The sequence below is a fragment of the Allobosea sp. genome, from assembly GCF_017308015.1.
Taxonomy (GTDB): domain Bacteria; phylum Pseudomonadota; class Alphaproteobacteria; order Rhizobiales; family Beijerinckiaceae; genus Allobosea.
Window position 1 is genome coordinate 33453 of record NZ_JAFKFW010000028.1, and the last position, 13567, is coordinate 47019.

The window sequence follows — 13567 nt, forward strand, 5'->3', positions numbered from 1 at the left end:
CCCCGTGAGGGGCCGTCATCGTTTGAATATGCTCAGCGCCGTTCGTCGAGCGCGTCGCGGACGCCGTCGCCGAGCAGGTTCACCGCCAGGATCAGCAGGCAGAGCCCGGCGCCGGGCAAGGCGATCAGCCAGGGATCGAACAGGATGTGTTCGCGCCCTTCCGCGATCATCAGGCCCCAGGAGGGCGTCGGCGGCTGGGCGCCGAGGCCGAGGAAGGAGAGCGCCGCTTCGAGCAGGATGACGTTCGCGATCTCCAGCGTCGCGACCACGATCAGCGTGTTGCGCAGGTTCGGCAGGATGCCGTGCAGCATGATGTAGAGATGCGAGGCGCCGAAGGACTGGGTCGCCTGCACGAATTCCCGGCTGCGCAGGCTCTGCGCCGCGGCCCGCACGACCACGGCAAAACGGTCCCAGAGCAGCAGGCTCAGCACGATCGCGAGCGTCTTCAGCGAGGCGCCGCCCAAGGCCACGGCCGCGAGCGCGACCAGCACGATCGGCAGCGAGAGCCGCGTCGTCACGATGAAGCTGATCAGCATGTCGGCGCGGCCGCCGAAATAGCCGGCGGCGAGGCCGAGCATCGTGCCGATGAATCCGGCGCAGAGCGTGACGCCGAGCCCGATCAAGATCGAGACGCGGGCGCCATAGAGCAGGCGGGCGAGATAGTCGCGGCCGAGATGGTCGGTGCCGAGGAGATGCGCGGGATCCGAGCCCGGATACCAGAAGGGCGGGATCATGCGCTTGCCGAGATCCTGCGCGATCGGATCATGGCTCGAAAGCCAGGGCGCGAAGATCGCGACGAAGACGATGATGGCAAGCAGGCCGCCGCCGATGCGGATGGCGCTGCTGGCGCTCAGGCCCTTGAAGAGTTTGCGCCGGCGGATGGCGGGGCTGTCGGCGATCGACATCAGGCGCTCCTCAGGCGGGGATCGAGCCAGGCATTGATCAGGTCGGCCGCGGTGGTCAGCGTGACGTAGATCAGCGAGAGGATCAGGATGATCGCCTGCACGACCGGCAGATCGCTGCGCAACAGCGATTCCCAGGCGAGGCGGCCGAGTCCGTTGATGGCGAAGACGCTTTCGATGACGATCGAGCCGGAGAGCATCAGGCCGAACTGGACGGCGGCGAGCGAGACCAGCGGCAGTACGGCGTTGCGCAGGGCATGGACCAGCAGGACGCGTGGCTGCGAGGCACCCTTTGCGCGAGCGGTGCGGATGTAATCGGCGGTGAGCACGTCGATCATGCCGGCCCGCGTCAGGCGCATCAAAGCGGGCATCGCGTAGTAGCTGAGCACCACGACGGGCAGGATATAGCCCTGCCAGCTCTCGGTGCCGGAGATCGGCACGAGCCCGTACCAGACGCCGAAGACCACGATCAGGATCAGGCCGAGCCAGAAGCTCGGGATCGCCTGGCCGAGCACGGCGAGCATCAGGGCGATGCGGTCGATCGTGCCGCCGGGCTTGAGCGAGGCGAGGATGCCGAGCGGGACCGCGACCACGAGCGCGAGCAGGAAGGCGGCCGAACCGAGGATCAGCGTGACCGAGAGCCGCTCGGCGATGATCGGCGCCACCGGCAGGTTGAAATAGAGGCTCGTGCCGAAATTGCCGGTGAAGGCATTGCCGATCCAGCTCAGGAACTGCAGCGGGATCGGCCGATCGAGGCCATAGGCGTGGCGGATCAACTCGACATCCTGTGCCCGGCCGGCCTGTCCGGCGAGGACGACGGCGGGATCGCCGGAGACGAACATCAATCCGAAGGCGACAGCCGAGACTGCGAGCGCCACGAGGGCGGCGACGATCAGGCGGCGCGCGAGAAAGGGCAGCATGACGGCTCCGGGGATAGCGGGTCGGCCTGCCTGGCAGGAAAGGCGCCGCGACCAGCCATGGACTGGAAGCGGCGCGGCGATGCGGAAGAGGCTGTTACTTCCAGCTCGACAGCCACCAGCGGGCGAACTCGTCCGGATGGGGCTTGAAGGTCAGGTCTTTGGACAGGCCGTAATTGATGTTGAAGTCGTACATCGGCAGCCAATAGGCCTGATCGGCGATCTTCTTCAGCGCCTTGGCGTAGTTCGCCTCGCGCAGCGCGCGGTCCTGCGAGGTGTCGGCCGTATTGACCAGCTCCATCACTTCCTTGTCCTGGACGAGGTCGTCGGCACCGCCGCCGAAGAAGTTGGAGATGATGAAGGCGACGTCGCCGGTGCCGTAGCTGCCCCAGTTGGTGAAGAAGGCCGGCAGTTCGCCCGCGCGCCACTTCTGCACGCCGGCGGCATATTGCTGCTCGTTCAGCGTGGTGCGGATGCCGACCTTGCCGAGATCGCTGGCGATCGCCTCGGCGACCGGCCGCGGCATGGCAGCGAAGACCATCTCGATGTCGACGCCGTTGGCGAAGCCGGCCTCAGCCAAGAGTGCCTTGGCCTTGGCCGGGTCATAGGCGTATTTCGTCACGTCCTGCGCGCAGCCGAACTGCTTGGGGTTGCAGGCGGCATTGAGGACCTGCGAGGCGCCGCCGGCGAAGGCCTTGACGATGGCCTCGCGGTTGACGGCGTGGTTGATCGCCTGGCGGACCTTGAGGTTGTTGGTCGGGTAGTCCTTGCCCTTGCCGGTCACGGTCATGCCGACATAGGAAATGCGCATGATCGGGCCGTTGACGATCTGCACCCGGCTGGCGAGGCGGGCGGCCTGGTCCGGCGGGATGCGCCAGGTCCAGTCGAGCTTGCCGGCCATCAATTCGGCGAACTGGGTGTTGAGCTCGGGGATGGTGCGCACGACGATCTTGCCGATCGCGGGCTTGCCCTTCGGGCTGCCGGCATAGTGGCCGTCGAAGCGCTCGAAGGCGTAGCGGATGCCGGGTGTCATCTCGACGAGCTTGTAGGGGCCGGTCCCGACGGGCTTGGCCGCCATGCCGGCGGAGCCGACTTCCTTGAAATAGGCCGCCGGGTAGATCGGCAGCGCATCGGCCAGCATCTCGACCGCGCCGGCGAAAGGCTTGGCCATCTTGATGCGGACCTGGAAATCCGAGACCTTCTCGACCTTGTCGATCCAGTCGACGGCGATGCGAAAGCGCGTGCCATAGGCGGGGTCGAGCACGGTGGTCAGGGTGTAGACCACGTCGTCGGCGGTGAACTTGGCGCCGTTATGGAAGGTCACGCCCTCGCGCAGGTCGAACTCCATCGTCGAGGCGTCGACGAAGCGCCAGGCCTTGGCGAGCGCGGGCTTGATCTCGCCGGTGTCGAGATCCTTGTAGAGCAGGCCGTCATAGATGTGCCGGGCGAGGATCAGACCCTCGCGGCCGGCGATCTTGTAGGTGTCGAGTGCTTCCGGCTCGAGCGCGAAGGCGGCGTTCAGCGTATCGTCGGCCTTGCCGGCCAGGGCCGGAGCCGGGGCCAGCGCGAACGAGGCGGCGAGCAGCGCGCCGGCCAGTGCGGTCGTTCCCAAAATCTTCATCGGTCTGTTCCCCTGTGTTTTCTGGATGATCCATCCGGCCGGAGCGCGCCTCTATGGGCGATTCGGTGGCCGGAGTCTGTTAGAGGCTCTTGGAGCCCCGCAGCTTTTCCCAGAGCTTCCGCGCGCCGTTGATCTCGTCGATGCGCTCGCCCTTGCGGACTCGCTCGATGACGCCGGGCTCGGCCGCCTGCATGGCGGCGCAGGTTCCGGCGAGAGTCTCGGCCTGCGCGGGATCGATGACGCAGACACCGTTCTCGTCGGCGAGGACGAGGTCGCCGGGGCGTACCGTCACGCCGCCGCAGTTCACGCTCTCGCCGATCACGCCGCCCTTGCCGAGGAGCTTCGTCGTCAGGGGCGAGCGGCCGCGGCACCAGACCGGCAGGCCCGAGGCCCGGATCGCAGCGACATCGGTGACGAAGCCGTCGATGACGACGCCGACGATGCCGGCGGCCTGCGCTGCTGCGGTCATCACCGCACCCCAGCAGGCGTGGCGGTCGTCGCCCTGGCGGTCGATGACCAGGATGTCGCCGGGCTTTGCTTGGGTCAGGGCGCATGAGAGCACCGCGCCGTCATCGGCGGGGACGCTGACGGTGAGGGCGGGGCCACAGACGCGCGGGCCTTCGATGACGCACTGGATCGCCGGAACCATGAAGCCCTCGGTCAGGATATGGCCGAGCGTCGCGGTCTCGATCTCACGGAAGAGCGCGGCGCGCTGCGCGATCGATGCTTCCGCAGATGATCCGGTCGCGGTCATGGTCGTCCTTGCGCTGGAGAATGTCCGTTCTGCCGAACGTAGGGAAGCGGTGAAACCGGGTCCAATAGACAGTTCCTATGCTAAGCATAGGCTTGCCACGGCAGCGGGTTTGCATAAGGGACCGAGACCACCAAGGGAAGAGAGGCTCGCTTGAGCGGAACGAAGCCGAAGCTGCACCATCTCAACTGGAATCTGCTGCATACCTTCCTCGTCATCGTCGAGGAGCGCAGCATCACGCGGGCGGCCGACCGTCTGCTCGTGCGGCAGCCGACAGTGAGCGCGGCCCTGCAGCGACTGGAAGAGACGCTTGGCGGCCAGCTCATCCAGCGCGACAGCCGACGCTTCGTCCTGACCAAGCGCGGCGAATTGCTCTACAAGGAATGCGTCGACATCTATCGCAGCGTGGCGCGCATCGGCGACCGGCTGTCGGAGGATCATGACGATCTGACCGGGCTCGTGCGCCTGCTCGTCGTGACCCATGTCGTGCTGCCGCCACTCGATCGGACATTGACGCTGCTCAACCGCAAGCATCCCGGGGTGAATGTTCGGATCGACGTCGCCAACAGCCAGGACATCGTCCGCGCGGTCTCGCAGAAGCTCAGCCCCTTCGGCTTCTGCCTGCTCGCCAAGCCTTTGGCCGGGCTCGACTGCCGGCCGCTATTGCGCGAGGAATTCGGCATCCTGTGCGGGCGCGGGCATCCGCTCTTCGGGCTCTCGGACGTGCCGCTGGCGGAGCTGCGCGACGAGCCCTTCGTCGCGCTCGCCTGCGGGCAGGACGGCGCGCTGGAGCCGATGGTCTCGGTCAGGGAAGGGGCAGGGCTCGGCAGCCGCGTCGTCGGCTCCAGCCCCAATCTCGAGGAGGTCACGCGGATGATCGCCGCCGGGCTCGGCATCGGCATCCTGCCGCTGGCCTCGGTCGCCGAGGCGCTGGAGAGCCGTAGCCTGTGGAACCTCGCGCGACCCGAGGACCTGCTCGGCGCCGATCTCTACTTCGTCTCCAATCCGGCCATGCAGCTCAACGCCGCGGAAGAGGCCTTCCTGCGGCTGTTCGAGCAGCAGCTCGGCGCGGCCGAAGAGGAGCCGGCGGCCGAGGCCACCGAGGTTCTGCTCAGCGATCCGCCCGTGCCATGACGCTGTGCAGGAGCACGTTGAGGCCGGGTTCGAGGTCCTCGCGCGTGCAGAGTTCTGCGTTGTTATGGGTGATGCCACCCTTGCAGGGCGCGAAGATCATCGTCGTCGGCGCATGGCGGGCGACGAAATAGGCGTCGTGCCCGGCCTGGCTGAGGATGTCCTGCGTGCGATAGCCCAGGGCGAGCGAAGTCTGGCGGACGCTGTCGATCAGCTCCTGCGCGAAGATTTTTCCGCCCCATTTCCAGACATCGAGGATTTCGGCGGTGCAGCCGGCGCGTGAAGCGGATTCCCCGACGGCGCGGCGGACGCGCTCGGCCATGACCTCGGAGGTCTCCGGATCGGGATGGCGGACGTCGCAGACGGCCTGCGCCCAGTCGGACAGGATGCCCGGCTTGTTCGGCCAGGCGGCGAGGCGCGCGGCGGTCGCCTTGCCGCCGCCGGCGGCATAGGTCCAGCCGATCTCGTCGGTCGCGACCAGCAGGCGGGCGCCGGCGAGCAGGGCGTTGCGGCGGCGCTCCATCGGCCAGGGACCGGTATGGGCGGTCTCGCCCTTGAACTCGACGAGCATGCCGGTGCTCGGGAAGCCGCCGGTGACGACGCCGACCTGCATGCCGTCGCGGTCGAGGTAGTAGCCCTGCTCGATATGGAACTCGAAATAGGCGTCGAAGGCGTGGGGCGCAGTTTCCATCTCGCCGCGATAGCCGATCCGCTCCAGCTCCTGGCCGATCGTGCGGCCCTCCTCGTCGGTGCGCCCCTGTGCGAAGTCGAGCGTGTAGGCGCCGACGAAGCAGCCGGAGCCGACCATCGGCGGCGAGAAGCGCGCGCCTTCCTCGTTGGTCCAGTTGACGATCTCGATCGGCCGGCGCGTGCGATGGCCGAGCGCGTCGAGTGTGCGGCAGACTTCGAGCCCGCCGAGCACGCCGGCAATGCCGTCGAAGCGACCGCCATTGATCTGGGTGTCGAGATGGCTGCCCATCACCACCGGCGGCAGGCTGTCGTCGGTGCCGGCGCGGCGGGCGAAGATATTGCCGATGCCGTCGACGCGGACCTGAAGCCCTGCCTCGCGGCACCAGCCGACGAACGTGTCGCGGATGTCCTTGTCGGCATCGGAGAGGGCGAGGCGCGAGAGGCCGCCCGGCCGGCCGGGGCCGATCTCGGCCGAGCGCTCGATCGTGGTCCAGAAGCGCTCGATGTCGATACGGGCCGTGTCGAGGCTGGGCATGACGGTCTCCTCTCCGCCGGGCTTGGCGGGAGCTGCTGCGGGGCAATGAAACGACGCGTTCGCGCCGCAATTGCGGGCGGACCGTCAATCCCAGGATTTCAGGCGAGGGGCGGCGCAGGCAAATAGATATTGCCTATGCTTGCCATCGGCGCGCCCGCGCCAGCCGGAGAACCACGCTCGGCCGGCCTTTCGCTGATCGGATGCCGGCTGCCTTGCAGGAGCCGGTCAGCCGTTCGGCAGCTCCGCATAGACCAGACGGTCGCGGCCCTCGTTCTTGGCGCGGAACAGGGCGAGGTCGGCGGCATTGACGAGCCTGGCGGGATCGCCCTCGGCATCCGGCCAGGCCGTCGCGACGCCGACGCTGATCGTCACACGGTCGGCGCCATGGGCGATGTTGAGGTCGCGCACGCCCTGCACCAGCCGCTCGGCGACATGGCTCGCCCCTTCCTGGGGCACGCCGGTCAGGATCACCACGAACTCCTCGCCGCCGAAACGCGCAGCGAGGTCGGTCGAGCGGGTCGAGCCTTCCTGGAGCACGCGTGCGACTTGTTTCAGCACATCGTCGCCGGCGAGATGGCCGTAGGCATCGTTGTACCGCTTGAAATGGTCGACATCGATCATCAGGACCGAGAGCGGGCTCTGGGTGCGCTGGCAGCGCTTCCACTCGGCCGTGAGATATTCGTCGAAATAGCGGCGGTTGCCGAGACCGGTCAGGCCGTCGATCCGGGTCAGGCGCTCGAGCTCGAGATTGGCCCGCATCAGTTCGCGCTGGCTTTCGCGCAGCGCGCGATAGGCCTCGTCGCGCTGGAGATGATCGAGATAGGCACGGGTATGGTAACGCACGCGGGCGATCAGCTCGATCCTGTCCGGCAGCTTGACGAGGTAGTCGTTGGCTCCTGCCTGGAAGGCCTCGCTCTTGGTGGCAGGATCCTCCTTGGTGGAAAGCACGATGACGGGCACGGCATGCAGAGCCGGATGCTTGCGGTATTGCCGGACGAGGTCGAGCCCGTCGACCCCCGGCATGACCAGGTCCTGCAGGATCACCGTCGGCTTGACACGCTGGGCTACCGCGACCGCTTCCAGCGGATCGGTGCAGTAGTGGAAATCGATATCGCCATGGTGCGCCAGCGCCCGCCGCACCGCCTCGCAGACCATGACCTGGTCGTCGACCAGCAGGATCATTGACAGGTAGCTGTCGGCCGGGAGCGGGACGTCGGGCAGGGAGGATTTCATTTCGCCTGTCATGGGCCAACCTTCATGAGGACGGCGGAGCGCACGCCGCGGTCAGGCGCGGTGCGATCCCGGCCAAAGGCAGAATTTCGGCGGCAGCGCCGATATCTGCCGCAGCCTTGGGCATCCCGTAGACCGCGCTTGTGGCTTTGTCCTGTGCGATCGTCAAACACTGCCTGTCGCGCAGGAGTTTCAGGCCTCGGGCGCCATCGCGGCCCATGCCCGTCAACAGGACGCCAATGGGTGCTCCCTGCCAGCGTTCCGCGACGCTCTCGAAGAACACGTCGATCGACGGGCGGTAGGGACAGTCGAGCGGCTCGGTCCGATAGCCGAGTTCGCCGCCTGACCTGAAAACGAGGTGATCGGCGCTCGCCGCGATCAGAACGGTGCCGCGCTGCGGCCGGTCGCCCTCTCGGGCCGGCTGGACCGGCAGGCGGCAATGCTGGCTGAGCCAGCCCGCGAAGCCCGGCACGAACTGCTCGTCGAGATGCTGGACCAGGACGATCGCGGCCGGGAATTCGGGCGCCAGCCCGCCGAGCAGGGCCGCCACGGCGGCCGGTCCGCCGGCGGAGGCGCCGATGGCGACGAGACGCTGGGATGGCGAGTTCGTCGCGGGAGGGCGGTGCTGGGGCAGGTTCACCGTCGGCACGCTGCGCGACAGGCGGCCGATCGTCGCGATCCGCGCGAGCAGGGCGGCCGTCTGCGCCGAGGTATGGCCGCCTGCGCTGACGGTGGGAATATCCACCGCATCGAGCGCGCCATGGCCCATCGCCTCATAGACTCCGGAGACGTTGGCATCGACGCTGGCGGTAACCAGCAGGATCGGACAGGGCGTCTCGGTCATGATCCGGCGCGTCGCCTCCACGCCGTCCATTTCCGGCATGTTCAGATCCATCAGGATCAGATCGGGCCGGTCACGCCGGCAGGCCTCTACGGCTTCACGACCATTCATGGCGACCCAGGCGACCTCATGCTCCATTGCGGAAACGATGACGCGTCGCAAAAGCTCGACCGCCATCGGCAGGTCATTGACCAGACCAACTCTCATGGAACGCCCCCACAGCGTATGCTCATCCCCATGGTTCGCCGATCAGGTCGACCACGGCATGGATCAGAGCTTCGTCGTGGAAGCTGCCTTTGGTCAAATAGTAATCCGCGCCGGCATCGAGGCCGCGGCGGCGATCCTCCTCGCGGTCCTTGTAGGAGACGATCATCACCGGCAGGTCGCGCAGGTTCGGGTCGTGCTTGATCAGGGTGACGAGCTCGATGCCGTCCATGCGGGGCATGTCGACGTCGGTAACGACGAGGTCGAACGGACCGGAGCGCACCGCGTTCCAGCCGTCCATGCCGTCGACGGCGACCTCGGCCTCGAAGCCGTGATGGTCGAGCAGCTTGCGCTCGAGCTCGCGCACAGTCAGCGAATCGTCGACGACGAGCACGCGCTTGCGCCGCTTCTGCCCCATGCGCGCCACGCTGCGCTCCAGCGTCCTGAGGCGCCCGCCCGAAACCAGTTTCTCCATCGAACGGATCAGGTCCTCGACATCGAGGATGAGCACGGGTGAGCCGTCGTCCATCAGGGCGGCGGCGCTGACATCCTTGACCTTGGCGAGGCGTGGATCGAGCGGCCGGACCACGAGTTCGCGCTCGCCGAGGAAACGGTCGACGACCAGCGCATAGAGATCGTCGCCCTCACCGACGACGATCGTCGGCAGTTCGGCCCCTCCGGCGACAGCTTCGCCCCGGCCGAGAATCTCATGCGCGGTGACGAGGCCTACCTGCTGTTCGCCAACGCGGAAATGCGGGCGGCCTTCGAGGAATTCGATCTGGTCCTGCGGCAGCCGCAAGGCACGTGCGATCGCGGTCAGCGGTAAGGCGTAGGGCTCGCCGTCGATCTCGACGAGGAGGGCGCGGATCACCGACAAGGTCAGAGGGAGCTGGAGCTGGAAGCGGGTGCCGATACCGTGCTCGGAGGCGACGGTGACCTGGCCGCGCACCTGCCGGACCATGGCCTGGACGGCATCGAGGCCGACGCCGCGGCCTGAGATGTCGCTGACCGTCGCCTTCATCGAGAAGCCGGGCAGGAAGAGGAACTCGAGCAGTTCCTCCTCGCTGAGGTCCCAGGCCGTTTCGGTCGTGGTGAGGCCCCGTGCCAGCGTCGCCTGCCGGAGCGCCTCGATGTCGATGCCGCCGCCATCGTCCGAGACGATGATCTGGAGCAGGCCGGCATTGTGCCGTGCTTCCAGCCTGACCAGGCCTTCCGCCGGCTTGCCGGCGGCGCGGCGCCGCTCGGGCGCCTCGATGCCGTGATCGACGGCATTGCGCAGGAGATGGCCGAGCGGTGCGTCGAGCTGGTCGAGGATGTCGCGGTCGATGCTGGTGGCGCCGCCGACGATGTCGAGGCGCACGGTCTTGCCGAGCCCCCGGCCGATATCGCGGAGATTGCGCTGGAAATGCCGGACGCCGTCCTCGAAGGGCCGCATGCGGCTCGCGAGCGTCTCGTCATAGAGCCGGTTGGCGAGATCGCTCGCGCGCCGGTCGACCGTGTCCATCTCGTCGAGGCGCTGCGCCAGGAGAGCCTGCCCCTCCGCCAGCTTGAGCTGCGCGGCCGCCAGTGCCTGCGCGGCGCGGTCGTCGACCGCGGCGGGCATCGCTGCACGCAGTTCCTCGAAGCTTTTGGCGAGCTCGGCCTGAACGCGCCGCAGCCTCAGCAGTCCTTCATTGAAGGGCCGCAGCCGGCGCGCGGACATCAGCGATTCACCGGCAAGGCCGAGCAGGCGGTTCAGGCTGTCGGCGGTGACCCTGACCATGCGCTCGCCCGTCGCGCCGTCTCCGGCGGCCGGCGCTTCCGGTGAAGTGGCGATCGCCGGGGCCGCGGCTTGCTCCACAGGCTCTGCGCTGGCCGGTTCGGCATTGCCGCGGGGGATGTCGGGCACAGCCATGTCGGTTCGTTCGGAGGCGTTGCGCAGGGTCTGCGCGAAGCTTTCTATCTGTTTCCCTGTTTCTGTTCCCGGCTCGTCCGGGCCGGCGGAAATCGCAGCGAGAAGGTCGATGCCGGCGAGCAAAGCGTCGATATGCCGTTGGTTCAGCCGGATCTTGCCGTGCTGGGCGGCGACGAGGCATTCCTCCATCTCGTGCGCGACCAGCACGGCGGGTTTCAGGTCGATGATGCGGGCAGCGCCCTTCAGCGAATGGGCGGCCCGCATGCAGGCTTCCAGGTGAACGGCCGCGGCCGGGTCGCGTTCGAGGGCGAGCAGGCCGGCCGTGAAGACTTGCGACTGTGCCGCAAGCTCGGCCCGGAACAGTTCGAGCATGGAGAGGTCGCTCAGGTCCCCGGCGCTCATGCGATGCTCCGGTCGATCAGGTCGAGCAGGCGCCCGGCGGCCAGGCAGCCGACCGTATGGCCGTTCCAGGGGATCATCGTCTCGACGACGCTCCCGGCCGCGCGGCCGACCGTCGCCGGCACCGGACCACGCTCATGGGCGCGATAGCCATGCAGGCCGTGGACCTCGTCGACCTCGAAGGCGACGTGTCGCGCTTCCTCGCCGATGACGACAAGGCGGGGGAAGATCGCGATCCGCCCGCTCCCCCGGGAGAAGGCGGTTGCACCGATGCCGAGCAGAGCGGGCAGCGAGATGCAGATCAGCAATTCGCCGCGGACATTGACGATGCCGCGGACGGCTTCGTGGCGGCGATGGGGCAGGGAGTGGACCGGGCGTGGCTCGGCGATCTCGCGGCAGATCCCGGCCGGCAGGCCGAGCCATTCCTCACCGATGCGGAAGATCAGGACGCTGTCGATCTCCTCGCCTTCGGGGGCCTTCTCGTCGCGCCGGGCGAAATGCTGTGTCCACGCGTCGCGATAGCCCGGCGGCAGGGGCCGGTCGAGCAGCTTGCGGGCGACCTCCGCATGGGTCGGGCAGTTGCGGCAGTGCAGGTGGGTGATGAGTTCCGGACAGGAGCGGTCGCCCCTGACGCCGATCTCGCGCCAGCATTCGGCGATGCCGTCGTCCATTGTCCGGTCGGTCACGGCGGACATCAGATATCGCTCCGCTTCGCCAACCGGTCGAGCCGGTCGGCCAGGGCCTTGGCGCCGCTATGGTCGCCCCGGCGCTGCTGAAGCAGCCGGAGCTGTGCGAGCGCCCGCTGGTGGTCCGGCGCGAGATAGAGCGCCTTGCGGTAATTGCGCATCGCGTCTTCCATCGCATCGGCGGCGTCGTGGGCCAGTCCGAGCCAGTAGAACGCGTCCGGCGAGGGGCCGAATTCGGCGAGATGGCGCTCGACGGCCGCATTCACCTCGGTCAGGCGCCCGGCATCGGCTGCGCTCTCGATCGCAGCGAGGCTGGCGGCAGCCCGATCCGGCGAATCCGTCTGTGGCTTCTGGGGAACCGGTTTCTGCGCGAAGGGGCGTGGTGCGGGACGCTTGCTGGCCGTCTGCCTCTGCGGCGCGCGGGCGGCCTTTGCCGGAACGGGCCCCGGTTTCCGCGCGACGGGCGGCTCGACGCATTTCATCGGTGAAGTTTCGATCTTGGCGAAGGCGAAGGCTCGCGGAAAGCGCACCGAGGCAAAGCCGTGCAGGGGAGGCAGTCCGGCTTCGGCCGGGCCGACCAGCAGCAGTCCGTCATCGGCCAGCATCTGCCGCAGGCGGGTCAGCGCCGCTCCTTGCGTTTCGCGGTCGAAATAGATCAGCAGGTTCCGGCAGAAGACGACGTCGTAGTTGTCTTGCCCGGCTTGCGGTTTTGCGGCGAGTAGGTTGCCGAGGTGGAAGCGAACCTGCCGGCGGATGATGCCATGCGGCCGGAAGCCGCCGTCGCAGGCCTCGAAATAGCGGTCGCGAAAGGCGATGTCGGTGCCGCGGAAGGAGTTCTTGCCGTAGGTTGCGCGCTCGGCATGGACGAGGTTGCGACTGCTGACGTCGATCGCGTCGATCCGGAAGCTGCCATCCGGAAAACCTGCATCGAGCAGGGCCATCGCGATGGAATAGGGCTCTTCGCCGGTCGAGCAGGGCAGGCTGAGCAGTTTCAGCGGGCGATTGCCGCTCCGGTTCCCGGTGACATGCCGGACCATGGCGCTGAAGGCCTCTCGGTCGCGGAAGAACCAGGTTTCGGGGACGATGACGGCATCGACGAGCTCCTGCCGCTCGGCCGGGCTGCTCGTTACGAAGGCCCAGTAGGCGTGGAGATCGGGGATGGCGCAGGCCGTCATCCGCCGTTTCAGGGCATGGCGGATGACGGAGGCGCCGACCGTCTCCATGCTCAGGCCGATGCTTTCCCTGAGCAGTTTCTCGAAATCCCGGATCGGAGCGGCTTCGTCCATCACGGCTCCGTCGCCAGTTCACGGAACAGGATGCCGCGGATTTCCGGCGAGAGCAGGGCCTCGCCCCGGATCCATTGAATCAGGCCGCGCTCATCGCTCGCGACCGGGCCGAGATAGGGCGGCATGCCGGCCTCGACGCCGGAGGTGGTGAAATCCGCCGCATCGCGCTCGATCGTCTCGACCGCCTGTTCGACCAGCAGGCCTAGAAGGTCGTCGCTGCCGGGACCGGAGGGATAGCGCAGCAGGATGATGCGGGTGCTCAGGCGTGGCTCGGCCGGGCGCCCCAGCGCCAGCAGCGCGAGATCGACCACGGGCACCGGCCGGCCGCGATAGCTGATCGCGCCGGCGACGCCGGCAGGGGCGCCGGGCAATTGCTTGGTCGTGAGCAGCGGCAGCACGGCCTCGACCTGCCCGGTCTCGAGCACGTAGCGATCCCGCCCCAACTGGAACATCAGAAACAGCATCGCGCGGTCCCGTTCC

General features: G+C 67.8%; 12 protein-coding genes. 1 reads left to right on the forward strand and 11 read right to left on the reverse strand.

Going from position 1 to position 13567, the window contains the following annotated elements:
- Positions 1 to 32: 32 nt before the first annotated feature.
- From J0I42_RS20015 to J0I42_RS20030, 4 genes are all read right to left on the reverse strand, one after another.
- Positions 33 to 905 carry an ABC transporter permease gene (locus tag J0I42_RS20015; protein WP_291657400.1) on the reverse strand — a complete coding sequence of 291 codons (873 nt, stop codon included), beginning with the start codon at positions 903 to 905 and terminating at the stop codon, positions 33 to 35.
- Positions 905 to 1822 (reverse strand): ABC transporter permease, encoded by a 918-nt coding sequence (locus tag J0I42_RS20020; RefSeq protein WP_291657401.1) that lies wholly within the window; start codon positions 1820 to 1822, stop codon positions 905 to 907. Before J0I42_RS20020 ends, J0I42_RS20015 begins: the two co-directional genes overlap by 1 nt.
- Before the next feature lie 94 nt (positions 1823 to 1916).
- Positions 1917 to 3440 carry an ABC transporter substrate-binding protein gene (locus J0I42_RS20025; protein ID WP_291657402.1) on the reverse strand — a complete coding sequence of 508 codons (1524 nt, stop codon included), beginning with the start codon at positions 3438 to 3440 and terminating at the stop codon, positions 1917 to 1919.
- A 79-nt stretch (positions 3441 to 3519) separates the two neighbouring features.
- Positions 3520 to 4194: an RraA family protein gene (locus tag J0I42_RS20030; RefSeq protein WP_291657403.1), complete on the reverse strand. Its 675-nt coding sequence runs from the start codon at positions 4192 to 4194 to the stop codon at positions 3520 to 3522.
- A 150-nt stretch (positions 4195 to 4344) separates the two neighbouring features.
- On the opposite strand from J0I42_RS20030, the gene J0I42_RS20035 reads away from it, so the two are divergent.
- Complete coding sequence (locus tag J0I42_RS20035) at positions 4345 to 5325, forward strand: LysR family transcriptional regulator (RefSeq protein ID WP_291657404.1); 981 nt, start codon at positions 4345 to 4347, stop codon at positions 5323 to 5325.
- Here J0I42_RS20035 and J0I42_RS20040 read toward each other — a convergent pair.
- The 7 genes from J0I42_RS20040 to J0I42_RS20070 all read right to left on the reverse strand — a co-directional run bounded on the left by J0I42_RS20040 (position 5303) and on the right by J0I42_RS20070 (position 13551).
- Positions 5303 to 6547, reverse strand: a complete 1245-nt coding sequence (locus J0I42_RS20040) for a Zn-dependent hydrolase (RefSeq protein WP_291657406.1) — start codon at positions 6545 to 6547, stop codon at positions 5303 to 5305. The genes J0I42_RS20035 and J0I42_RS20040 overlap by 23 nt on opposite strands.
- 225 nt (positions 6548 to 6772) lie before the next feature.
- Positions 6773 to 7792, reverse strand: coding sequence for a GGDEF domain-containing response regulator (locus J0I42_RS20045; RefSeq protein WP_291657408.1), 1020 nt, complete (start codon positions 7790 to 7792; stop codon positions 6773 to 6775).
- A 10-nt stretch (positions 7793 to 7802) separates the two neighbouring features.
- A complete protein-coding gene (gene cheB, locus J0I42_RS20050; RefSeq protein WP_291657410.1) occupies positions 7803 to 8825 on the reverse strand; it encodes a chemotaxis response regulator protein-glutamate methylesterase in 1023 nt (340 codons plus the stop codon).
- A 22-nt stretch (positions 8826 to 8847) separates the two neighbouring features.
- A complete protein-coding gene (locus tag J0I42_RS20055) occupies positions 8848 to 11118 on the reverse strand; it encodes a hybrid sensor histidine kinase/response regulator (RefSeq protein WP_291657412.1) in 2271 nt (756 codons plus the stop codon).
- A complete protein-coding gene (locus tag J0I42_RS20060; protein WP_291657413.1) occupies positions 11115 to 11810 on the reverse strand; it encodes a chemotaxis protein CheW in 696 nt (231 codons plus the stop codon). The genes J0I42_RS20055 and J0I42_RS20060 overlap by 4 nt, the downstream gene beginning before the upstream one ends.
- Positions 11810 to 13087 carry a CheR family methyltransferase gene (locus J0I42_RS20065; RefSeq protein ID WP_291657415.1) on the reverse strand — a complete coding sequence of 426 codons (1278 nt, stop codon included), beginning with the start codon at positions 13085 to 13087 and terminating at the stop codon, positions 11810 to 11812. Before J0I42_RS20065 ends, J0I42_RS20060 begins: the two co-directional genes overlap by 1 nt.
- Positions 13087 to 13551, reverse strand: a complete 465-nt coding sequence (locus J0I42_RS20070) for a chemotaxis protein CheW (RefSeq protein WP_291657417.1) — start codon at positions 13549 to 13551, stop codon at positions 13087 to 13089. Before J0I42_RS20070 ends, J0I42_RS20065 begins: the two co-directional genes overlap by 1 nt.
- Positions 13552 to 13567: the final 16 nt, after the last annotated feature.

What these genes read in the sequence shown, in the direction of transcription:
- J0I42_RS20015 (WP_291657400.1), bottom strand. Translation starts at nt 905, where the DNA reads ATGTCGATCGCCGACAGCCCCGCCATCCGCCGGCGCAAACTCTTCAAG.
- J0I42_RS20020 (WP_291657401.1), bottom strand. Translation starts at nt 1,822, where the DNA reads ATGCTGCCCTTTCTCGCGCGCCGCCTGATCGTCGCCGCCCTCGTGGCG.
- J0I42_RS20025 (WP_291657402.1), bottom strand. Translation starts at nt 3,440, where the DNA reads ATGAAGATTTTGGGAACGACCGCACTGGCCGGCGCGCTGCTCGCCGCC.
- J0I42_RS20030 (WP_291657403.1), bottom strand. Translation starts at nt 4,194, where the DNA reads ATGACCGCGACCGGATCATCTGCGGAAGCATCGATCGCGCAGCGCGCC.
- J0I42_RS20040 (WP_291657406.1), bottom strand. Translation starts at nt 6,547, where the DNA reads ATGCCCAGCCTCGACACGGCCCGTATCGACATCGAGCGCTTCTGGACC.
- J0I42_RS20045 (WP_291657408.1), bottom strand. Translation starts at nt 7,792, where the DNA reads ATGACAGGCGAAATGAAATCCTCCCTGCCCGACGTCCCGCTCCCGGCC.
- cheB (WP_291657410.1), bottom strand. Translation starts at nt 8,825, where the DNA reads ATGAGAGTTGGTCTGGTCAATGACCTGCCGATGGCGGTCGAGCTTTTG.
- J0I42_RS20055 (WP_291657412.1), bottom strand. Translation starts at nt 11,118, where the DNA reads ATGAGCGCCGGGGACCTGAGCGACCTCTCCATGCTCGAACTGTTCCGG.
- J0I42_RS20060 (WP_291657413.1), bottom strand. Translation starts at nt 11,810, where the DNA reads ATGTCCGCCGTGACCGACCGGACAATGGACGACGGCATCGCCGAATGC.
- J0I42_RS20065 (WP_291657415.1), bottom strand. Translation starts at nt 13,087, where the DNA reads ATGGACGAAGCCGCTCCGATCCGGGATTTCGAGAAACTGCTCAGGGAA.
- J0I42_RS20070 (WP_291657417.1), bottom strand. Translation starts at nt 13,551, where the DNA reads ATGCTGTTTCTGATGTTCCAGTTGGGGCGGGATCGCTACGTGCTCGAG.